Annotated in this window: 19 protein-coding genes and 3 tRNA genes; 15 read left to right on the top strand and 7 right to left on the bottom strand. The window is 73.5% G+C overall.

The window, feature by feature from the left end; genetic code table 11:
- Window positions 1–106: 106 nt before the first annotated feature.
- Window positions 107–970, top strand: a complete 864-nt coding sequence (gene htpX, locus ACFY30_RS03810) for a zinc metalloprotease HtpX (RefSeq protein WP_390843523.1) — start codon at window positions 107–109, stop codon at window positions 968–970.
- The gene (locus ACFY30_RS03805) at window positions 967–1,359 is read left to right on the top strand and encodes a YccF domain-containing protein (protein ID WP_390843522.1); all 393 of its coding nucleotides are present in this window, start codon (window positions 967–969) and stop codon (window positions 1,357–1,359) included. Before htpX ends, ACFY30_RS03805 begins: the two co-directional genes overlap by 4 nt.
- 187 nt (window positions 1,360–1,546) lie before the next feature.
- Here the strand turns inward: ACFY30_RS03805 and ACFY30_RS03800 are convergent, their stop codons facing one another.
- Complete coding sequence (locus ACFY30_RS03800; protein WP_390843521.1) at window positions 1,547–2,797, bottom strand: APC family permease; 1,251 nt, start codon at window positions 2,795–2,797, stop codon at window positions 1,547–1,549.
- A gap of 191 nt (window positions 2,798–2,988) precedes the next feature.
- Here ACFY30_RS03800 and ACFY30_RS03795 point away from each other — a divergent pair, with 191 nt between their 5' ends.
- A complete protein-coding gene (locus ACFY30_RS03795; protein ID WP_390843520.1) occupies window positions 2,989–3,255 on the top strand; it encodes a GlsB/YeaQ/YmgE family stress response membrane protein in 267 nt (88 codons plus the stop codon).
- A gap of 92 nt (window positions 3,256–3,347) precedes the next feature.
- On the opposite strand, the gene ACFY30_RS03790 is transcribed toward ACFY30_RS03795, so the two are convergent.
- Entirely contained in the window at window positions 3,348–3,836 is a 489-nt protein-coding gene (locus ACFY30_RS03790) for a YajQ family cyclic di-GMP-binding protein (protein WP_390658087.1), read from the bottom strand.
- A 224-nt stretch (window positions 3,837–4,060) separates the two neighbouring features.
- On the opposite strand from ACFY30_RS03790, the gene ACFY30_RS03785 reads away from it, so the two are divergent.
- Both ACFY30_RS03785 and ACFY30_RS03780 read left to right on the top strand, forming a co-directional pair.
- Window positions 4,061–4,142, top strand: a tRNA-Tyr gene (locus ACFY30_RS03785).
- 243 nt (window positions 4,143–4,385) lie between these two features.
- A complete protein-coding gene (locus ACFY30_RS03780) occupies window positions 4,386–4,661 on the top strand; it encodes a peptidoglycan-binding protein (RefSeq protein WP_390843519.1) in 276 nt (91 codons plus the stop codon).
- A gap of 7 nt (window positions 4,662–4,668) precedes the next feature.
- Here the strand turns inward: ACFY30_RS03780 and ACFY30_RS03775 are convergent, their stop codons facing one another.
- Window positions 4,669–4,941: a hypothetical protein gene (locus ACFY30_RS03775; RefSeq protein ID WP_390658089.1), complete on the bottom strand. Its 273-nt coding sequence runs from the start codon at window positions 4,939–4,941 to the stop codon at window positions 4,669–4,671.
- 97 nt (window positions 4,942–5,038) lie between these two features.
- On the opposite strand from ACFY30_RS03775, the gene ACFY30_RS03770 reads away from it, so the two are divergent.
- On the top strand, window positions 5,039–5,260 hold the full coding sequence (locus ACFY30_RS03770) for a hypothetical protein (RefSeq protein WP_390843518.1): 222 nt from the start codon (window positions 5,039–5,041) through the stop codon (window positions 5,258–5,260).
- Between the two features lie 46 nt (window positions 5,261–5,306).
- On the opposite strand, the gene ACFY30_RS03765 is transcribed toward ACFY30_RS03770, so the two are convergent.
- Together ACFY30_RS03765 and ACFY30_RS03760 are read right to left on the bottom strand one after the other, a co-directional pair.
- Window positions 5,307–5,963, bottom strand: a complete 657-nt coding sequence (locus ACFY30_RS03765) for an SDR family oxidoreductase (RefSeq protein WP_390843517.1) — start codon at window positions 5,961–5,963, stop codon at window positions 5,307–5,309.
- A gap of 729 nt (window positions 5,964–6,692) precedes the next feature.
- Window positions 6,693–7,985, bottom strand: a complete 1,293-nt coding sequence (locus tag ACFY30_RS03760; RefSeq protein WP_390843516.1) for a hydrolase — start codon at window positions 7,983–7,985, stop codon at window positions 6,693–6,695.
- Window positions 7,986–8,329: 344 nt separating this feature from the next.
- Between ACFY30_RS03760 and ACFY30_RS03755 the strand changes: the two genes are divergently transcribed.
- The 9 genes from ACFY30_RS03755 (at window position 8,330) to ACFY30_RS03715 (ending at window position 16,431) form a co-directional block, all read left to right on the top strand.
- Window positions 8,330–8,402 (top strand) — tRNA-Thr (locus ACFY30_RS03755).
- A 46-nt stretch (window positions 8,403–8,448) separates the two neighbouring features.
- Window positions 8,449–8,521 (top strand) — tRNA-Met (locus tag ACFY30_RS03750).
- Between the two features lie 90 nt (window positions 8,522–8,611).
- Complete coding sequence (rpmG, locus tag ACFY30_RS03745) at window positions 8,612–8,776, top strand: 50S ribosomal protein L33 (protein WP_003948671.1); 165 nt, start codon at window positions 8,612–8,614, stop codon at window positions 8,774–8,776.
- Between the two features lie 113 nt (window positions 8,777–8,889).
- On the top strand, window positions 8,890–9,345 hold the full coding sequence (locus ACFY30_RS03740) for a MaoC family dehydratase N-terminal domain-containing protein (RefSeq protein ID WP_390658093.1): 456 nt from the start codon (window positions 8,890–8,892) through the stop codon (window positions 9,343–9,345).
- 7 nt (window positions 9,346–9,352) lie between these two features.
- A complete protein-coding gene (locus tag ACFY30_RS03735) occupies window positions 9,353–9,781 on the top strand; it encodes a MaoC family dehydratase (protein WP_390843515.1) in 429 nt (142 codons plus the stop codon).
- 233 nt (window positions 9,782–10,014) lie between these two features.
- A complete protein-coding gene (locus ACFY30_RS03730; protein WP_390843514.1) occupies window positions 10,015–11,070 on the top strand; it encodes a UDP-N-acetylmuramate dehydrogenase in 1,056 nt (351 codons plus the stop codon).
- Between the two features lie 294 nt (window positions 11,071–11,364).
- A complete protein-coding gene (locus tag ACFY30_RS03725) occupies window positions 11,365–15,072 on the top strand; it encodes a CHAT domain-containing protein (RefSeq protein ID WP_390843513.1) in 3,708 nt (1,235 codons plus the stop codon).
- Window positions 15,059–15,778 (top strand): hypothetical protein, encoded by a 720-nt coding sequence (locus tag ACFY30_RS03720; protein WP_390843512.1) that lies wholly within the window; start codon window positions 15,059–15,061, stop codon window positions 15,776–15,778. Before ACFY30_RS03725 ends, ACFY30_RS03720 begins: the two co-directional genes overlap by 14 nt.
- Complete coding sequence (locus ACFY30_RS03715) at window positions 15,775–16,431, top strand: RES family NAD+ phosphorylase (RefSeq protein WP_390843511.1); 657 nt, start codon at window positions 15,775–15,777, stop codon at window positions 16,429–16,431. Before ACFY30_RS03720 ends, ACFY30_RS03715 begins: the two co-directional genes overlap by 4 nt.
- 13 nt (window positions 16,432–16,444) lie before the next feature.
- Here the strand turns inward: ACFY30_RS03715 and ACFY30_RS03710 are convergent, their stop codons facing one another.
- Together ACFY30_RS03710 and ACFY30_RS03705 are read right to left on the bottom strand one after the other, a co-directional pair.
- A complete protein-coding gene (locus ACFY30_RS03710) occupies window positions 16,445–17,227 on the bottom strand; it encodes an FHA domain-containing protein (RefSeq protein WP_390843510.1) in 783 nt (260 codons plus the stop codon).
- Entirely contained in the window at window positions 17,224–19,299 is a 2,076-nt protein-coding gene (locus ACFY30_RS03705) for an AAA family ATPase (protein WP_390843509.1), read from the bottom strand. The genes ACFY30_RS03710 and ACFY30_RS03705 overlap by 4 nt, the downstream gene beginning before the upstream one ends.
- Between the last annotated feature and the right edge of the window lie 165 nt (window positions 19,300–19,464).

The raw sequence follows: 19,464 nt of genomic DNA, 5'->3' as shown, positions 1-19,464 counted from the left end.
TACGGAAGGTTCCACTGGAAGTGACACCACGGCGCCAGTGGACACCGGAGAGAAGGAACGACCACAGGCAAAGGGTTCCCCCGCTGCACGATTTGGAGGGCGTACCGTGCACCGCCGGCACAACGGGCTCAGGACCGCAGTACTCCTCGGGGGACTGTCCGCACTCATCATCGTCATCGGCAGCTTCTTCGGCCGTGCGGGGCTCGTCGTCGCCGTCGTGATCGCCCTCGGGACGAACGCGTACGCGTACTGGAACAGCGACAAGCTCGCACTGCGCGCGATGCGTGCCCGCCCGGTCAGCGAGTTCGAGGCCCCCGCTCTCTACCGCATGGTGCGCGACCTCTCCACCCAGGCCCGCCAGCCCATGCCCCGCCTCTACATCTCCCCGACCGAGGCCCCCAACGCCTTCGCCACCGGACGCAACCCGCGCAACGCCGCCGTGTGCTGCACGGAGGGCATCCTGCGCCTCCTCGACGAGCGCGAACTGCGCGGAGTCATCGGCCACGAGCTCAGCCACGTCTACAACCGCGACATCCTCATCTCCTCGGTCGCCGGCGCCCTCGCCTCCGTGATCATGTTCCTGGTCAACTTCGCCTGGCTGATCCCGATCGGGCGCTCCGACGACGACGACGGTCCCGGCCTGCTGGGCATGCTCCTGATCATGATTCTGGGCCCGCTCGCCGCCGCCCTCATCCAACTCGCCATCAGCCGCTCCCGGGAGTACGAGGCGGACGCCTCCGGAGCCCAGCTCACCGGCGACCCGCTCGCGCTCGCCGGCGCCCTGCGCAAACTGGAGAGGGGCACCCAACAGCTCCCGCTGCCCCCGGAGCCCCGGATCGAGACCGCGAGCCACATGATGATCGCGAACCCCTTCCGTCCGGGCCAGGGGCTTTCCAAGATGTTCTCGACCCACCCGCCGATGGCGGAGCGGATCGCCCGGCTCGAGAAAATGGCAGGTCGCCCCCAGTGAAGACCATCCTGAACGTCATCTGGCTCGTCCTGAGCGGCTTCTGGCTGTTCCTCGCCTACCTCCTGGCGGGCCTGCTGCTCTGCATCACGGTCATCGGCATTCCATTCGGCGTCGCCGCGTTCCGTATCGGCGTCTACGCCCTCTGGCCCTTCGGCTACACGACGGTCGAGCGGCGGGACGCGGGCGCCCCCTCCTGTGTGGGCAACGTGCTCTGGCTGGTCCTCGCCGGCTGGTGGCTGGCCCTCGGCCACATCGTGACCGGCATCGCCCTGTGCGTGACCATCATCGGTATTCCGTTCGGCATCGCGAACTTCAAGCTGATCCCGGTCTCGCTGTTCCCGCTGGGCCGCGAGATCGTGCCCACGGACCAGCCGTTCGCCGCGCGCTGACGAGGCGTCCGCCCGGACCGCGTGCGCGGGCCCGCGGCTGCTCGCCGGGGTGGGCTTGTTGTCCACAAGCGGCCGGTTGTCCACAGGCCGGCCCGCTTGTCAGTGGCGGCCCGCACCATGGACGCATGACCGAGAACGAGCAGGTGCAGGAAGCCGGGGACCCCGGCCGGACAGGCTCGCGCCCCGGTCAGCGTGAACGCGCCCACCGCCGTACCCCGTACGCGACCGCGCCCACCGCCAGGACGCCCGCACCCGCCACCACGGACGTCACCGGCAGGGCGAACGCCAGGATCACACAGCCCAGAAGACCCACCGCGGGCAGCGCCCTCGCCTCCGGCGAGGCGTCGAGAGTCCAGGCCGATGCGTTGGCCACCGCGTAGTACGCGAGCACACCGAAGGAGGAGAAGCCGATCGCGCCCCGTACGTCCACCGTGGCGGCCAGGACCGCCACCACCGCGCCCACGGCCAGTTCGGCCCGGTGGGGTACCTGGAAGCGCGGATGGACGGCCGCCAGCGCGCCGGGCAGATGGCGGTCGCGAGCCATGGCGAGTGTGGTGCGCGAGACGCCCAGGATCAGCGCGAGCAGCGAACCCAGCGCGGCCACGGCCGCCCCGACCCGTACCACCGGCACCAGCCCCGGCGCGCCGGCCGCCCGCACCGCGTCGGCCAGCGGCGCGCTCGCCCGACCGAGTTCCCCCGCCCCCAGCACGGAAAGGACGGCCACCGCCACGCACACGTAGACGGCCAGCGTGATGCCCAACGCCGTGGGGATCGCGCGGGGGATGGTGCGCGCCGGATCCCGCACCTCCTCGCCGAGGGTCGCGATGCGCGCGTACCCGGCGAACGCGAAGAACAGCAGACCGGCGGCCTGCAGCACGCCGCCCACGCCCCCCGAGGCCCCGACGTCCAGCCGCCCCGCGTCGGACGCCCCGGAGCCCAGACACACCACGACCACGGAAGCGAGGACCGCCAGGACCACCGCCACGATCGCGCGCGTCAGCCAGGCCGACTTCTGGATGCCGCCGTAGTTCACCGCGGTCAGCGCCACCACGGCCGCGACCGCCACCGCGTGCGCCTGCCCCGGCCAGACGTACGCACCGACCGTCAGCGCCATCGCCGCACAGGAGGCCGTCTTGCCGACCACGAACGACCAGCCGGCCAGGTATCCCCAGAACTCCCCGAGACGCTCGCGTCCGTACACGTAGGTGCCGCCCGAGGCCGGATACAGGGCGGCGAGGCGGGCCGACGCCATGGCGTTGCAGTAGGCGACCAGCGCGGCGAGGGCGAGTCCGAGCAGCAGCCCGGAGCCCGCGGCGTGCGCGGCGGGGGCGAGGGCGGCGAAGACACCGGCCCCGATCATCGAGCCGAGCCCGACGATCACGGCGTCGCCGACGCCCAGGGTCCGCCGCAGTTCGGCGGGCGGTCCGGACTGAGTCATGGGCCGCACCCTACTGATCCACGGAACCGGGCGGTGTCGCCGTGACGTCGTCATCATCAACACGACACGAACCCGCGTGCGACGCAGGACGCGGGTGAGGGCGCTTGGGAGACGAGCACAGCCCGTCCGGAGCGAGCGAGATCACAGTGCCCGGACAGCGCGGGCACAGCACGGAAGGGCAGATTCAGGACATGGGCATCATCAGCTGGATCATCCTGGGACTGTTGGCCGGAGTCATCGCCAAGGTCCTGCTGCCGGGCCGTGACCCGGGCGGCTTCATCGGAACGACCGTCATCGGCATCGCGGGTGCGTTCGTCGGCGGCTGGATATCGGCCCGTTGGCTGGACCACCCCATCACCAAGGACTTCTACGACGGGGCCACCTGGGCGGCGGCGATCGGCGGATCGCTCGTGCTCCTGATCGTCTACCGCCTGCTGTTCGGCAACTCACGCGACTGAGCGCGGCCCTGACCGGACGGGAGCGGCGGACACCGTGAGGTGGCCGCCCCTCTCGTCGCCCTGGTCACCGGAAGTGCGCGGGCGGCGGTCGACTACCGGTAGTTCACGAACTGCAGCGCGAAGTCGAAGTCCTGACCCTTCAGCAGGGCGATGACAGCCTGCAGGTCGTCACGGCTCTTGGAGCTGACGCGCAGTTCGTCGCCCTGCACCTGGGCCTTCACGCCCTTGGGGCCCTCGTCGCGGATGAGCTTCGCGACCTTCTTCGCGTTCTCCTGGGAGATGCCCTCCTTGATCTCCGCGAAGAGCTTGTACTCCTTGCCGGAGAGCTGGGGCTCGCCCGCGTCCAGTGCCTTCAGCGAGATCCCGCGCTTGATCAGCTTCGACTGGAAGACGTCGAGGACAGCGTTCACCCGGTCCTCGGAGTTCGCCTCCATGAGGATCTTCTCACCGGACCACGAGATCGAGGCGCCCACGCCCTTGAAGTCGTAGCGCTGCGAGATCTCCTTGGCGGCCTGGTTGAGGGCGTTGTCGACCTCCTGCCGCTCGACCTTCGAGACGATGTCGAAACTGGAGTCGGCCATGTCCTGTGGCTCCTTGTATCGGGGTGCGTGTGAGGTGCGTATCGGCGTACGTGGGGGCGGCCGCCGAGCCCGGTCCGATCCCGGGCCGCATCCGGACAAGCCTAGCCACCCGCGGTCCTCGCGGCGCAGATCAATCGGGTGGCGGAGCACCCCTCCCCATCGGGTATTGTTTACGTCGTTGCCAGGGAGCACCGCCGAAAAGCGGTTCGAACGGCAGCAACCCCGGCGGTGTGCCCGAGCGGCCAAAGGGAGCAGACTGTAAATCTGCCGGCTCAGCCTTCCCAGGTTCGAATCCTGGCGCCGCCACACGGGAACGCAAGGGCCCGTGACCTGCTACTACAGCAGGTCACGGGCCCTTCGTCATGCCCGGTGGAGATGCGGCCTGTGGGGCGGGAGCGCACGGTGGTACGAGAGGTGTCTCTTGTGGAGGTGATGGACATGCGACGCATGCTCACCAGTGGGACCCTGGTCGCCGCTCTTCTCCTCGCGGGAGGGCCGGCCCTTGCGGGGCCTCAGGAGAGTGCCGCCGCGGCGCGGCCCGGGAGGGCCGTGACCCATGGGTCCGTGGACGTCTGCGACTTCACCATCGGGCGGCCGACGCTGAAGGCCGGTTCGTCGGGGCGGGCCGTGCAGCAGGCCCAGTGCTATCTGAACCACTCCCTGTCGGGCCGCGACCTCGCTCTCGACGGCAGGTTCGGGCCCGTCACCCAGCAGGCGACGCTGCGGTTCCAGCGGTGCGCAGGCATCGTCGCGGACGGTGTCGTCGGGGCGCAGACCTGGTCGTTCCTCGTCTTCTGGGCCAACTCGACCGACGTCGTCTGCTGACCACCGGTCAGGCGCCGGGCGACTTCGCCGCCCGTTTCACCTCCGTCTCCACGTCGCTGCGCGGTCTGCCCTCGTCCTTGGCGTACGCCGTCACCGCGGCCTGTACGTCGCGGGCGAGGTCGCGCCAGGCCCGCCAGGCGGTCTCGTAGGTGCCGGTCTGGGTTTCCGACCACGGAGTGGCCGTCGGAGGGCCGTACGCGTCCCGTAGCTGCTCGACCCTTGCGTGGGTCTCGTCGGCCAGGCGCTGCATCGCCACGAGTTCCTCGAAGGTATGTGCCATATGTACGGATGCTAGGGAGATGTCGGCGGTTCCGCGCGGCGAGCGGGGCCGGTGCGCGGCCGGCTGTGCGCGGGACGCACTGGGGCAGACTGGCCCCATGCCCAGCGTCTCCAGCCGTCGCAGAACCTGCCCCGAGTGCCGTCGCGAGATCGCCGTCGTCGCCGGCCGGTACGCCCGGCACGACCCGCCGGGGGCCCGGGAGAGCGGGGAGCTCGTCTCCTGCCCCGGGTCGCGCAGGACCGCCCAACTGGGAGCGGCCCAGCCGTCGTTGGACGGTTACGTCGTCCCCGAGTTCCCGGGGCAGCTCCCGCTGTTCTGAAACCCGTACCCTGCGCGCTCCTGAGGGGTTCTCAGCTGAGCGCCCCTCAGTTCCCCGCCACCGACTTCACCGCCACCGACACCGGCGCCTTGCCGGCGATCAGCTCCAGGGTGAGGCCGGCGGTCGCCGGAGTGTCCAGGAGTTCGGCCAGGACGGCCGCCACGTCGTCGCGCGGGATCGGGCCGCGGCCCGTGTGGGCCTCCAGACGGACCAGCCCGGTGCCGGGGTCGTCCGTGAGCATCCCGGGGCGCAGGATCGTCCAGTCGAGGGAGGACAGGCGCTGCACATGCGCGTCCGCCTCGCCCTTGGCGCGCAGGTAGACGTCGAAGACCTCCCTGCCCTCGTGGCGGGGGTCGGCGCCCATCGAGGACACGACCAGGAAGCGCCGTACGCCCGCCCGGACCGCCGCGTCCGCGAACAGCACCGCCGCACCCTTGTCCACGGTGTCCTTGCGGCCCGCGCCGCTGCCCGGGCCCGCGCCCGCCGCGAACACCGCCGCGTCCGCGCCCCGCAGCCGCTCCGCGACCGCCTCGACCGACGCCGACTCCAGGTCCAGGACGAGCGGTTCGGCGCCGGCCGCCCGCAGATCGTCGGCCTGTCCGGCTGTGCGGATGATCCCCGCGACCTCGTCCCCGCGCGCGGCGAGCAGCCGCTCCAGCCGCAGCGCGATCCGACCATGACCACCAGCGATGACAATGCGCATGCTTCCGACCGTACGCCCGGCCGGCCCCGTCCGCCGCACCGCACGGGGCGGGCCGCGCACCGTGCCGTGCGGGGTACGGGGTTCCGTGAAGGGGTACGGGGCGTTGCCCGGCGTGCTGCCCGGCGTCCCGTGCGTCGTACGTCGTACGTCTCGGGCCGGGCTGCCGCAGCAGGCGGTTGCCCGTACGGCGCCCCCCTCGCGCGCCGAGCGGCTCCGGCCGTCGTGCAGGGCTGCCGCCCGGCATCCGTGCGTGGTGCGGCTCAGCCCAGGCGACCGGTTTCCGTCCGATGCCTTGCGCAGGTGCGGTTCCGGCCGTCTCGCACGGCTGTTGGCGGTGTGTCCCGCACGCCGTACGACCCGGCCGTGCCACCGCCCGCGCCCTATGCCGCGCTGCCGGCCACAGTCCCGCGTCCCGGGCCACCGCCGTGCGTGCCGAGCGCCCCCCGCGTCCCGGGCCACCGCCGTGCGTGCCGAGCGCCCCCCGCGTCCGCGCCACCGCCCCACGTCCCGGGCCACTGCCGTGCGTGCCGCTCGCCCCGTCCCGCGTCCCGGGCCACCGCCGTGCGTGCCGCTCGCCCCGTCCCGCGTCCCGGGCCACCGCCGTGCGTGCCGCTCGCCCCGTCCCGTGTCCCGGGCCACCGCCGTGCGTGCCGAGCGCCCCCCGCGTCCGCGCCACCGCCCCGTGTCCCGTCACGCCCCCGGCACCACCCCGTCCGTCGCCTGCCGGGGTTACGACAGTTGCCCTCGGCCCTGTCGGGGCAGGCCCAGTTCTGTCGTCGCCGTCGAGGTGCAGTACTCCCGTACCGCGCTCGTCCGGGCCACCACGCGGCCGCGGTGGATGACGATGCGGCTGTACGCCAGGGAGAGCGCGCCGGCCAGGTGGTCGGCGCGGACGGCCAGCAGGTCGGCCGGGAAGCCCGCCTCGACCCGCACCTCGGGCAGGCCCAGGGCCGCCCGCGCGGAGGCGCTCACGGTGTCGTAGGCCTCCTCGGGGCGCAGGCCGTGGCGGGAGGCGAGGAGGTAGGCCGCCTCCAGGGGGTCGCCGCGGCCGACCGGGTTGGACACGTCGCGCAACGCCCCGCTGCCCGCCGCCACCCGCACCCCGGCCGCGCGCAACAGCCGTACGGGCGCCGTGTCGTGGCTCTCCGCGGCGCCGCAGCCACCCTGGGGGAGGCACACCACCGTCACGCCCGCGGCCGCCAGCCGGTCGGCGGTGCGGCCGGCCGTCTCGGCGGAGAGCCGGCCCAGGCCGCCGCAGGGGCCGAGGGTGACGCCGGGGCGCAGACCGCCCGCCATCGCGGCGAGGCGGGCCAGCCGGGCCGGGTCGGAGGCGTCGGTGTGCAGGTCGACCGGGCAGCCGTGCTCGGCGGCGACGTCGAGCACGGCCTCCACGTACCCGGTGGGATCGGGGTCCAGGTCAGGGCAGCCGCCCACGACGGAGGCGCCCGCCTTCAGCGCGTCCCGCAGCATCGCGAGCCCGTCCGCTCCGGCCACCCCGGTCAGGACCCGGGGCATCGCGACCGCCGTCAGTTCGGCGAGGCCCCGCAGTGAGCGCCGGGCCCGCAGTACGGCGGTCAGGGAGGCGAGGCCCTGGACGTCGCCCACGCGTACGTGTGCCCGTAGCGCGGTGGTGCCGTGTCCGAGCTGGAGCAGCGCGGCCTCGGTGGCGCGGCGCTGGACCTCTCGGCCGCCGTACGGGACGGGCCCGTCGAGGTCGGCCGTGAGGGCGGTGTCGGCGTGGGCATGGGGCTCGGCGGGGGCCGGGAGCAGGAGGTAGCCGCCGAGGTCGACGCGCGCGGCGCCACGGGCCGGGCCGGGCGCCAGGCTGCCGGCCGTGCCGACCGCCTCGATGCGTCCGTGGCCCAGCCGTACGTCCACGGTCCGGCCGTCCGTCAGCCGTGCCCCGCACAGCAGGAGCGCGGCCGGGTCCGGCGTACCGCCCGAGGAGCCGGACGGCGTCGGCGACGAGGGCGACGAGGACGAGGGCGACGAGGGGGGTGGCTGGGGCCGGCTGTCGGGCATCGCGCTCCAGGGGGCTCGGGGCTGCGCGGCGAGGGCCGGGACCGCGCAGGGGGACACCAGGTCACGCAGAGTGAGTCGAGCCTAGGGCGGAGCGCCGGCGCCGACGGGGAGGAGCGCAATAGTCGTACTTGCGTGGTGGCGGGTGTGCCGGGGGTGCCTCCGGGGGCTCGCGGGACGGCCGGGACCGGGCCGGACGGGCCTTCCGGCGGCTGGGCGGGACCGGTGCCGGCCTTCGCCGGGGGAGCGGTCTCCGTGCGCCGGCAGGCCCGTCCTCGCAGCCCCCACCGGGCCCGCGAAACGGATTTGGGTGAACGGCTGCGGACCGTGTAATGTCTTCATCGCTCGCCCCAATAGCTCAGTCGGCAGAGCGTCTCCATGGTAAGGAGAAGGTCTACGGTTCGATTCCGTATTGGGGCTCTGGTGTGAGAGGTTCCCGCCGCGAGGCGGGGCCCGATCGCATCAAAGCGGTGTAGCTCAGTCGGTAGAGCAAGCGGCTCATAATCGCTGTGTCACCGGTTCAAGTCCGGTCACCGCTACTGACAGTAGCCGATTGCGGGGTCGGTCCTTCGATCGGCTACTCTTTCTTGCGTTGAATCAGTCCCATCCGTTCGTCAAGGAGCACTCACGTGGCTGCCACCGACGTCCGCCCGAAGATCACGCTGGCCTGCGTGGAGTGCAAGGAGCGGAACTACATCACCAAGAAGAACCGGCGTAACAACCCGGACCGTCTTGAGATGAAGAAGCACTGCCCGCGTTGCAACGCGCACACCGCGCACCGCGAAACGCGATAAATCAGGCTCGTATGCGAGGCCGTCCCCGAGTGATCGGGGGCGGCCTCGCGTCGTTGAGCGGCCTGTACCGGTCAGTAGAGCGACGCAGACCAAGAGCAGGAGGTGCCGAGCCGATGGCGCTCGACCAGTCCTTCGTGGGGCGGACCTACCCGCCCACCGATCCCTACGAGGTCGGCAGGGAGAAGATCCGCGAGTTCGCGGAGGCGGTGGGGGACACCAACCCGGTGTACACCGACCCGGAGGCCGCCAAGGCGCTCGGGTACGCCGATGTGATCGCCCCGCCGACCTTCGTGTTCTCGATCACCTTCAAGGCGGCGGGACAGGTCGTCCAGGACCCCCAGCTGGGCCTCGACTACAGCCGTGTGGTGCACGGCGACCAGAAGTTCGCCTACAAGCGGCCGGTGCGCGCCGGTGACCGGCTCACGGTGACCTCGACCATCGAGGCGATCAAGTCCATGGCCGGGAACGACATCCTGGACATCCGTGGGGAAGTTCACGACGAGGCCGGCGAGCACGTGGTGACCGCCTGGACGAAGCTCGTGGCCCGTGCCGCGGACGCGGGGGAGTGAGGAACCGATGACCGCGAAGATCGCTTACGACGACGTCGAGGTCGGCACCGAGCTGCCCGCCCGGTCCTTCCCGGTGAACCGGGCCACCCTCGTGCAGTACGCGGGGGCCTCCGGGGACTTCAACCCCATCCACTGGAACGAGAGGTTCGCCAAGGAGGTGGGCCTGCCGGACGTCATCGCGCACGGGATGTTCACCATGGCCGAGGCGATCCGCGTCGTCACCGACTGGACCGGTGACCCGGGGGCGGTCGTCGAGTACGGGGTCCGTTTCACAAAACCCGTTGTCGTCCCCAACGACGATCAGGGTGTGGTGATCGAGGTCAGTGGCAAGGTGGCGGCCAAGCTCGAGGACAACACCGTGCGGGTTGATCTGACGGTGGTCAGTGGGGGGCAGAAGGTGCTGGGGATGTCGCGGGCGGTTGTGCGGCTGGACTGATCGGTTTCCGGCGGGGTGTGTGTACGGCTCTGTCCTGGACGGGGCCGTGCACGGGCCGGTGCCGGGGCCGTGGCTGGGCGGGGGCGGGGCTGCGCGCGGGTGGGTTCGCCTGCCCGTGCGTGCGGGGTGCCGCTGCGCCCACCCGTGCCGCAGCGGCACGAATGCCCGCAGCTGCGCAGGGGCGCTGACCGCGGATCCGTAGGGGGCCGGGTGCGTCTCGTAGGCTTGGGGCTGTGTTGGAGATCTACGATGCGCCGCTGGCCCCGCTGACCACCTTTCGGCTCGGGGGGTCCGCCGCTCGGCTGGTGACCGCGGCCACCGATGCCGAGGTGATCGACGCCGTGCGTGCCGCCGACGCCGAGGGCACGCCGCTGCTGGTGATCGGGGGCGGATCCAACCTCGTCATCGGCGACAAGGGCTTCGGGGGCACCGCCCTGCGCATCGCCACGCGCGGCTTCGAGCTCACCGGGACACGGCTGGAGCTGGCCGCCGGCGAGGTGTGGACCGACGCCGTCGCCCGCACCGTGGAGGCCGGGCTGGCCGGGGTCGAGTGCCTCGCCGGCATCCCCGGCTCGGCCGGTGCCACCCCGATCCAGAACGTGGGGGCGTACGGGCAGGAGGTCTCCTCCACCGTCACCGAGGTCATCGCCTACGACCGCCGGGCCGGCGAGACGGTCACCCTGACCAACGAGGAGTGCGCCTTCGCCTACCGGCACAGCCGCTTCAAGGCCGACCCGGAGCGGTACGTCGTCCTGCGGGTCCGCTTCGAACTGGAGGACGCGGGCGGACTGTCGGCGCCGCTCAAGTACGCCGAGACCGCGCGGGCGCTCGGAGTGGAGGCCGGGGACCGGGTACCGCTCGCCGAGGCCCGCGAGACCGTGCTGAAGCTGCGCGCCGGCAAGGGCATGGTGCTCGACCCCGAGGACCACGACACCTGGTCGGCCGGGTCGTTCTTCACCAACCCCATCCTCACCGACGCCGACTTCGCGGTGTTCCGCGCGCGCGTGCGGGAGCGGATGGGGGAGGGCGTGGAGCCGCCCGCCTACCCGGCGGGTCCGGGACACACCAAGACCTCAGCGGCCTGGCTGATCGACAAGGCCGGCTTCACCAAGGGCTACGGCAGCGGGCCCGCCCGTATCTCCACCAAGCACACGCTCGCCCTCACCAACCGAGGCGCCGCCACCACGGAGGATCTGCTGACGCTGGCCCGCGAGGTCGTGGCCGGGGTGCGGGAGGCGTTCGGGATCACCCTCGTCAACGAACCGGTGATGGTCGGCGTCGAGTTGTAGCGCGGCGAGTTGTTACCCGACGTGCGGCGCGGCGCGGTGTGCTGCGTCGAGCGGTGGGTCCCGTCGTCTTGTTCCCGTTCGGGAGGGGGCGTCCGCGGGTCCTGGGCCTCCCCCGATCCGTAGCCCGGGCTGCCGCGGGCGGCCCCCTCCTCGATGGTGGCCGCTTCCCGTGCCGCAGCGGGCCCTCGCGTGCGGTTGATTCCCGGTCGGGTCGGCTGAAATACGGCCGAAAGCGCCTCGCGGGCGCCCCGGCGCCGCCAGTATGTGGGGCGACGGGGATCCGGGGAGGCGCGCGTGGCGGTCGGCGGGACGCAGGGAAGTGCCGGAGCGGGAGAGAGGCGGGGGCCGGTCGGTGCGGGTGCCGCCGGGGGCAGCGGGGGCGCCGCCCCGGGACGCGGGGAGCTGTTCGACCGGGCCTCCGCGCTCAGCCGGGAGTGGGCCTTCGCGGACCAGGCCGCCAGGGAACAGGCCGCCGCGGAGCGAGCGGCCGAGGAGCGGAACGGTCCCCGGACGGCGGGGGACGGTTCCGCTCCACCGCAGCCCCCTTCCCACCCGTTACCCGACGAGGCCGTCACCGAGCGGATGCTGCGGGAGCTGGTGGAGACCGAGCGGACCGTGGGGGAGGTGGAGCGGCGGGCTCTGCGGATGGCTCGGGGGGCCCTGCTCGCGGTGCGCCATCTGGCCGGAGGCGGGACGGATCCCGAGCGGGAGCGGGCCGAGGCGATCACGCTGCTCAGGGAGGCGCGGACGGCGGTTCCCGTCACGGAGCGCGAAGTGCGCTCCCATGAGGCCGTGCTGCGGCTGCTGATCCGGCTGCTGGTGCCGAAGCTTCCGGAGCTTGAGGGGCAGGGGGAGCAGGACTTCACCGAGATGATGAAGCTCGGCGCCGCCTACATGACGCCCGGCGGGCCGGGCTCGCTGGAGGACTTCGCCGAAGTGGCCTCGCTGCTGGAGGAACTGGCGGAGACGGCCGATCCGGCCGACCGCCCGGACCTGGACCGCTGGATCAGGGCCATGCGGATGATCGCCGGCATGAGGAACGACCGCGACTCCCTCCTCGACGTGATCGCCCAGGCCGACACCCTGGGGACCATGCCGCCCCACATCGCCCTCTTCATGAACGCGGCCGCGGAACTGCTCAAGGTGATGCCCGACACGCCGGCCGAGTCCGGCCCGGGGGCGCGGGACCCGGACGCGGACGGCCCGCCGACCCCCGAAGAGATGGTGCGCATCGCGCAGGAGTGGCTGCCCGCGATGGAGATGATGTCGCCCGGTCTGCTGAAGCCCGAGGAGTTCGAGCGGGCGGCCGAGGCGTTGCCGCTGGGCACCTGGCAGGAGCAGACGACCGCCGGTCTGGTCCGTATGACCCTGGCCATGCGCGACGGCCGGGCGGAGCGGCTGGTCGAGGCGGGCGAGCCGCTGCTGGAGGCCTTCCGCAGCCAGGACGCCCCCGCCGGGCTGTCGCCCATCCTGCTGGCCGGGCTGCTGTCGAGCGCCGCCATGCAGGGTGGCAACCTCCTCGACGAGGCGACCGCGCACCGGCTGCTCACCGAGCGGTTCGGACGCGGGGACACCGAAGGGGACAGCCTGCCGGGGCCCGCCGGAAAGGAGCTGTCGACCAGCGGCCGGGCCCTGCTGCTGCACCAGCGCATCAGCGCCGCGGCCGACGACGACCTCGACGAGCTGGACGACATCGCCGAGATCCTGCTGGACATGCGCCAGGACCTGGCCGACGACGACAGCGCGGCGTCCCTCGTCCTGTTCAACCTCGGCACGCTGCAACTGCGCCGGGCCATGGCCATCGGGAACGCGGGCGGCACGGTGGGACCGCCGCTGCGGCGGGCGCTGATGTATCTGCGCGAGGCACAGGAACACCCCGCGATGCCGGTGGCCCTGCGCGGGGTCATGGCCTCGATGGGTGCCCTCACCGGAGCGCTGGAACAGTACGTCGACCCGTCCTCCCGCAGTGTTCTCGAGGAGGTCGAGCGGGCCCGCGCCGCGCTCGGCGGCACCCCGGTCGTCGCCGACCAGGACATCCGGGCCCGGCTCGGCATCGCCCTCGCCCTCGACGTCCAGCACGAGCGCCACGGCGACCCGGCCTCCCTCGACGGCGCGCTGCGGGAACTGGAGACGGCACGCGCCGGGATCGACGACCACACCGGGTGCGGGACCGCCCAGGAGGTGTACCGGGAACTCGCCGTGCTGTACCGCCGCCGCGGCGCTCCCGGCGACACCGCGCGGGCGCTGGAGGCGACGGAGCGGCAGCTGGAGAAGGTCGCCGAGGACGTGCTGCTGCAGATCGGCGCCGAGCACGGGCTCGCCGCCGCCCGCGCCGCAGCCGACCGGGGCGTCACCGCGGCCGTCTGGGCGGCGGAGGCGGGCGACGCGGCCACCGCGCTGCGCGTCCTGGAGGCGGGCCGCGCGCTCGTGCTGAGGGCGGTCGCGGCCTCCGCCGGTGTGCCGGAGCAGCTGGAGGCGTACGGCGAGCACGAACTGGCCGCCCAGTGGCGGGACGCCGCCCGCGCGGGCGACGGCGCCGACGGCCCCCGTACACCTGCTGGCCTTCCCGACACCTCCGACACCCTCATCCCCAGCACGCTGCGCCGCCGCGCCCTGGCCGCGCTGCGGGCCCGCGCCACCGGGGTGCCGGGCGGGCACGACGCAGCCACCGGGCCGGGCCGTGACGCCCAGGTCCTTCGGGGCGGCCCCGCCTGGCAGGAGGTGGCCGACGCGGCCCAGCGGGCCGGGGTGGACGCCGTGGTGCACCTGCTGGTGGGGCAGGGGGACGGGCCCGGGTGGGCGCTGGTCGTGCGGCCGGGGGCGGCGCCGTTGCCGTGGGAGCTGCGGGGGCTGGGCCGGGCGGAGCGCGGGCCGCTGGAGCGGTATCTGGACGCGGCCCGCGACCGGTCGGCGTTCACCGAGCCCGGGATGCCGCTCGACGCACCCGGGCGCGCGCAGGCCGACGCGAAGTGGCAGGCGGCGCTGGAGGAGTTGTGCGACTGGGCGGGGCCGGCCGTGATGGGACCGGTGCTGGACGTCGTACGGCCCGGGCGGCCCGCGCGGCCCGAGGACCCGGTGCGGCTGGTGCTGCTGCCCGCCGGGAACCTCGGCTCCGTGCCCTGGCACGCGGCCCGGATCGCCCCGGGCGCGGGGGAGCGGCCGGTGTACGCCGTCGATCTCGCCGTCGTCAGCCATGCCGCGTCCCAGGCCGAGTTCCTGCGGTCCGTCGCCCGGGCCCGGCTGCCCGTGGCCGCCGAGCCCGTACTCGTCGCGGACCCGCGCTTCTCGCTGCCGAACGCGGAGCACGAGGTCGAGGGAGTGCGGGAGTCCTTCTACCCCCACGCCCGCTGCTACGGCTACCTCGCGCGCAACATGTGGAACGTCGACGGCACCCCCGAGGAGCTGCTGCCGCTGTTCCCGGGCGGGACGGCCGAGCGGCCCGCCACGCTGGTGCAGCTCAGTGTGCACGGCCGCGTCGGGGACCGGCCCACCGTGTCGAGGCTGCTGCTGCACCCGTCCCGCCCCGGCACGGGCGACGGGGACGACCCGGGGGCGCTGACGGTACGGCAACTCCTCGGTGCGCCCGCGGCGGCCGGACGGGACGCGGCCGGGCCGCTGGTGGTGCTCAGCGCCTGCGAGACCGACCTCAGCTCCCGTGACCACGACGAGGCGCTCACCCTCACCACCGCGTTCACCGCCCGCGGGGCCGCCGATGTGATCGGCTCCAAGTGGGGTGTGGACGACGCCAGTTCGGCCGTCCTCATGTACGTCGTCCACCACCACCTCGCCCAGGGCGCGGACCCGGCGCAGGCGCTGCGGCTCACCCAGCTGTGGGCGCTCGACCCGGCCCGCACCCTGTTCCCCGGCTTCCACGGGCCGCTGGCCGCCCGGATCCGGGGCAAGGGGGCGCTGCCGGTGGCGGCCTGGGCCCCCTTCATCCACCAAGGCAATCCCGCACCGGCCACCGGTCCGACCCGGAGGGAACACGTTGGACACCAATGAGCTGCTGGCCCTGCTCGTCCGTCACCGGGAGGAGCTCAGACAGTGGCTGGACGACGAGCAGTACCGGCACTTCCTGGCCATGCTGGAACGGCTCCGCGAAGCCGGCGCCGACGCCGATCGGGCCGCCATGGCGGTGATGGCGATCGTCCGCTCGCTGTGGCCCGTCCCGGACGAGGCCGGCGAACTCGCCCGGCTGCTGCACGTCTACGGCCGTGGAGCCGCCGCGACGGCGACCGTGCCCGCCGAGGACACGCTCCTCGCGGCCCTGGAGGCGCTGTACGCGGCGCCGTCGGCTCAGACGGCGGACCGCCCGGCGCCACCACCGCGACCGCGGGCGCCCTCGGTCGCCGACCTCGTCGCCGCCGCCCGGCGCAGGCTGCTGGCCGCGCCCTCACGGGAGGCCGCCGCGGGCGGGAGCCCGGCCGCCGGGGCCGGGCCCGCCGACGTCATCGTGCTGGCCGATCCGCAGGCGGGGCGACGCAGTCCCGACTTCCAGTTCGATCCGGACACCGGCCGTCCGCTGGACATCGTCGTACGGATCAACCGCATCCTGCTCGCCGACCGCGACCCCTGGGGTGCCGCCGACTGGTGGCTGGGCGGCAACTCCTGGCTGGGCGGGGCGCCCGCCGCGCTGCTCGGGCGGGTGCCGGACGACCGGCTGGCCGACGCCGCGCTGGCCCTGGTGGAGGAGGACGGCGGTCGATGACACGGCAGATCCCTCCCTCGGTCACCATGGCGCCCCGGACCACCGTGCTCCCGGCCGGCACCCGGCTGTGGCGCTGCCACCGCAGCAACTACCCCGCGACCGGCTTCAAGGAGGCCGCGGCGCACACCCTGTTCGGCGGCAGCCGCTTCGACTGCACGGCCGAGGACCCGTACCCCTACCTCTACGCCACCCGTGAGCCCGCCACCGCGCTGGCCGAGGTGCTGCTGCGGTCCATGGACTTCGACCCGGTCCTCGGCAGCCGGCTGGTGCCGTGGGCGCAGGCCGCCCGGTACACGCTCGCCGAGCTCGTCACCACGGCCGAGCTGACCCTGGTGTCGCTGCGGGTGGAGGAGGACCTGGCGGCGGTCTGCCAGGACAGCTGGCTGCTGGACTCCGAGCCCGACGACTACCCGCGCACCCGCTTCTGGGCGCAGGAGCTGCGGCGGCAGGCCGGCCAGGCGCAGGGGCTGGTGTGGCAGTCCCGGCGGCACCGGCCGCGGGAGGCCCTGGTGCTGTTCGGGGACCGCTGCGGCGCCACGCCGTTCGCACCCGAACCGCTGGTCAGCCACGACCTGGGCACCCTCGACGGCGCCCACGCGGCGAACCGGCTGCTGGCACCGCTGCGCGCCGCGATCGTGCCGCCGGCGGGGTGAGGTCCGCGGGGGGTCACGCGTCGGGCTCGACCAGCAGCACCTTGAAGGCGCAGTTCCGGCCGAGCCCGATGACGTCCCCGTCGCTCAGTGCGACACGGGCGCCCCGGTCGATCCGCACGTCGTTGACGTAGGTGCCGTTCAGGGTGCCGTCGGCGTACTCGGTCAGCCACATCGCGCCGTCGGGCGCCAGCTGGAGCTCGGCGTGACGGCGCGACACCCCCTTGCCCTTGTCCCCGGCGAGGGCGGCCGCCACGGCGGTCGCCCACACCGGATGCCGGCCCAGCCGCAGCGGCGGGCCCTCGCCGTGCCGCAGGTCGATCGACGACCCGGGGCCGATCAGCCGCAGATGCCGGGTCGACTCCTGGCACTCCGGGCAGGCCGGGGAGCCGGGAGCGACGGCCGCACCGCAGGACCAGCAGGGGTGGGACGGGGGCGGCCCGGGGTACGGCGGAGGGTCCGGCCGGCTGTCGTCGTCGTCGCCCTCGTTGTCGCTGTCGTCGAGGTCGTCGTCGAGGTCGTCCGGGTCGTCGTGGCCCCGGCCGACACAGGGCGGGCCGACGTACGCCGGCCCGCCGTCCCCCGGCCCGCCGTCCCCCGGCCCGCCGTCCCCCGGCCCGTCGTCCCCCGGCCCGTCGTCCCCCGGCCCGTCGTCCCCCGGCCCGTCGTACGCCAGGCCGTCGTAGTACGAGCCGTCGTAGGGCGGGGGAACGGGGTCCTCGTCCATGTCGTCGATGACCGGCAGGTCGTCGAGGTCCGCGAGGCTCTTGTCCACATGGCGGCGCGGCCCCTCCGTCACCAGGGTGCCGCCTTCTGCATCGGCACCGTCCCGCCGCCCGACGCCTCCACCGTCAGGTCGACCCCGCCGTCCGGGAGGGGCGTGACCCGCGAGACGGTGACCACCGAGCCCGGCTCCAGCGTGCCGAGGTCGAACACCTCGCGGGCCAGCGGGTTGATGAGATGGGTCTCCAGTTTCATGCCGATGCCCCGGCCGCCGTTGCGCAGGTCCGCCGTGCACAGCGCGGCCAGCACCTCCTCGGCCTCCGGCAGCACCCGCAGGCGCAGGCCGCTCTGGCGTTCCATGTGGTCGACGATGTTGCCGAGCTGCCCGGTGAAGATGTTCCGTGCGGTCGGCGCGTCGATGTACTGGAAGACGACGATGTTCCCGCCGAGCCGGTTCAGCAGCTCCGGCCGCTTCAGGGTGTGCTCGAAGTGGTGGCGCACGTTGCCCAGGATCCGCTGCTCGAAATCCGCGCGCTCCACGGGTGTCTCGGGGATCTTCTCCTCGCCGGAGAAGGAGGCCAGGGGGCGGCCGTCCTCGCCCGACGGGCCGTGCACGCCCAGGTTGGACGTGAAGATGAGGACGCACTCGCTGAAGTACGTCGTCACGCCCTGGCCGTCCGTCAGCCGGCCGTCCTCCAGCACCTGCAGGAACTTGTCCAGAACCCCCTTGTCCGCCTTGTCGATCTCGTCGAACAGCACCACCCGGAACGGGTCCTCGCGCACCGCGCGGGTCAGCTCGCCGCCCGCCTCGTAGCCGACGTACCCGGGCGGCGCGCCCACCAGGCGGTCGGCCGAGTGGGGCGCCGAGAACTCGCTCATGTCGAAGCGCAGACAGGCGTCCTCCGAACCGAACAGGGTGGTGGCCACCGCCTTCGCCAGCTCCGTCTTCCCGGTGCCGGTCGGACCGGCGAAGAACAGCACACCCCGGGGCCGGTGCACGGCCGGCGAGGACGCCTGCGCGCCGGACAGCCCGAGCGCGGCCCGCTTCAGCACGTCCAGGGTCTGCGTCACCGCCTTCTCCTGGCCCTGCACCCGGCCGCTGATGTAGGCCTGGCCGTCCCGGATGCTGTCGGCCACCGCGCCGCCGGTCCACGGGTTGCGGCTGACGCCGAGCTCGTAGATCCGTACGGCCTGTTCCATCCGGTCGAAGGTGATCTTCGAGGCGCGGGCCAGCCGCATGCTCTCCCGCATGGCGCGCAGGGTGAGCCCGCTGGCCGCGCGGGCGAACCGCTCGACGTCCTCGTCCGTGGGCTCCTCCCGGACGTCACGGTTCACCAGCGGGCCCACGTCCAGCCTGGCGGTGCCGGGGACGCCGGACTGCTGGGCACCGGGGACGCCGGCCTGCTGGGCGAGCAGCGCGGCCATCCGGCGGCGCTGGCCGAGGTCCGGCGTCGGAACGCCGATGCTGCGCACCCGTACACCGCTCGTCAACAGCCAGGCCGGCAGGTCCCGTTCGCCGTCCGCCAGCCAGATGACCGGGTTGAACAGGGCGCGGCCCGACTTGGCGCGGACGAAGGGCTGCGCCTCCTCGGCGATCTTCAGACAGCGCAGGAAGAATGTGCGCTCCTCGTCGCTGAGCTGGTTGACCTGGGTGGGGATCCGGGAGGCGTAGTCGACGATCAGGGCGGCGTGCAGGGGCTGCTGGTAGTCCTCGTAGCGGGGGTCCTTCTGCGGCGGGCCGGGCCGCTCGCCGACCCAGCCCCGCGAGAAGGACTCCAGGACCCGGGCCACCTCGTCGGTGTCGGAGTCGTCCGAACGGCCCGGCAGGCGGCGGGTGTTGCGCGCCAGCAGCGTGTTCATGTCCACCGAGCCGGCGCTGTGTACGACCCGGAAGCCCGCCACCGGGTCGTAGCGCAGCAGGCTCTTGTAGCCGGCCCGCTGCAACGGCTCCCACAGCATGTCCTCCAGGGAGACCGCCCGGTAGACCCGCCGGCCGTCGCTCAGGTCGTCGGCCACCACGTAGTCGTCGCGGATGTTGCCGTGCAGCACGTACTGGGAGTGGACGCTGAGGGTGTGGACGAGTTCGGCGGCGAACGGCGGATGAACCGTCCGGCTCACACGCAACGACTCGACGGGGGTGCTGGTCAAGGGGACTCCACGGGGCGGGTAGGGGGCGGGCGGTGAGCCGACGGCCGCGGTGGTGGGCGGTGGGCGGTGGGCGGTGAGGGTGAGGGGCGGGAGGTGGAGGCGGGCGGTTGTCGGCGGCCCGTGGCCGGGGGTGTCGCGCCGGTGACCCGGCCGCGGCTCGTGCGC

It is taken from the genome of Streptomyces sp. NPDC000345, from assembly GCF_042898825.1.
Classification (GTDB): Bacteria; Actinomycetota; Actinomycetes; order Streptomycetales; family Streptomycetaceae; genus Streptomyces.
This window is presented reverse-complemented; position numbering and strand designations above follow the sequence as displayed.

What these genes read in the sequence shown, in the direction of transcription:
- ACFY30_RS03800 (WP_390843521.1), bottom strand. Translation starts at nt 2,797, where the DNA reads ATGACTCAGTCCGGACCGCCCGCCGAACTGCGGCGGACCCTGGGCGTC.
- ACFY30_RS03795 (WP_390843520.1), top strand. Translation starts at nt 2,989, where the DNA reads ATGGGCATCATCAGCTGGATCATCCTGGGACTGTTGGCCGGAGTCATC.
- ACFY30_RS03790 (WP_390658087.1), bottom strand. Translation starts at nt 3,836, where the DNA reads ATGGCCGACTCCAGTTTCGACATCGTCTCGAAGGTCGAGCGGCAGGAG.
- ACFY30_RS03775 (WP_390658089.1), bottom strand. Translation starts at nt 4,941, where the DNA reads ATGGCACATACCTTCGAGGAACTCGTGGCGATGCAGCGCCTGGCCGAC.
- ACFY30_RS03770 (WP_390843518.1), top strand. Translation starts at nt 5,039, where the DNA reads ATGCCCAGCGTCTCCAGCCGTCGCAGAACCTGCCCCGAGTGCCGTCGC.
- ACFY30_RS03765 (WP_390843517.1), bottom strand. Translation starts at nt 5,963, where the DNA reads ATGCGCATTGTCATCGCTGGTGGTCATGGTCGGATCGCGCTGCGGCTG.
- ACFY30_RS03760 (WP_390843516.1), bottom strand. Translation starts at nt 7,985, where the DNA reads ATGCCCGACAGCCGGCCCCAGCCACCCCCCTCGTCGCCCTCGTCCTCG.
- ACFY30_RS03740 (WP_390658093.1), top strand. Translation starts at nt 8,890, where the DNA reads ATGGCGCTCGACCAGTCCTTCGTGGGGCGGACCTACCCGCCCACCGAT.
- ACFY30_RS03735 (WP_390843515.1), top strand. Translation starts at nt 9,353, where the DNA reads ATGACCGCGAAGATCGCTTACGACGACGTCGAGGTCGGCACCGAGCTG.
- ACFY30_RS03715 (WP_390843511.1), top strand. Translation starts at nt 15,775, where the DNA reads ATGACACGGCAGATCCCTCCCTCGGTCACCATGGCGCCCCGGACCACC.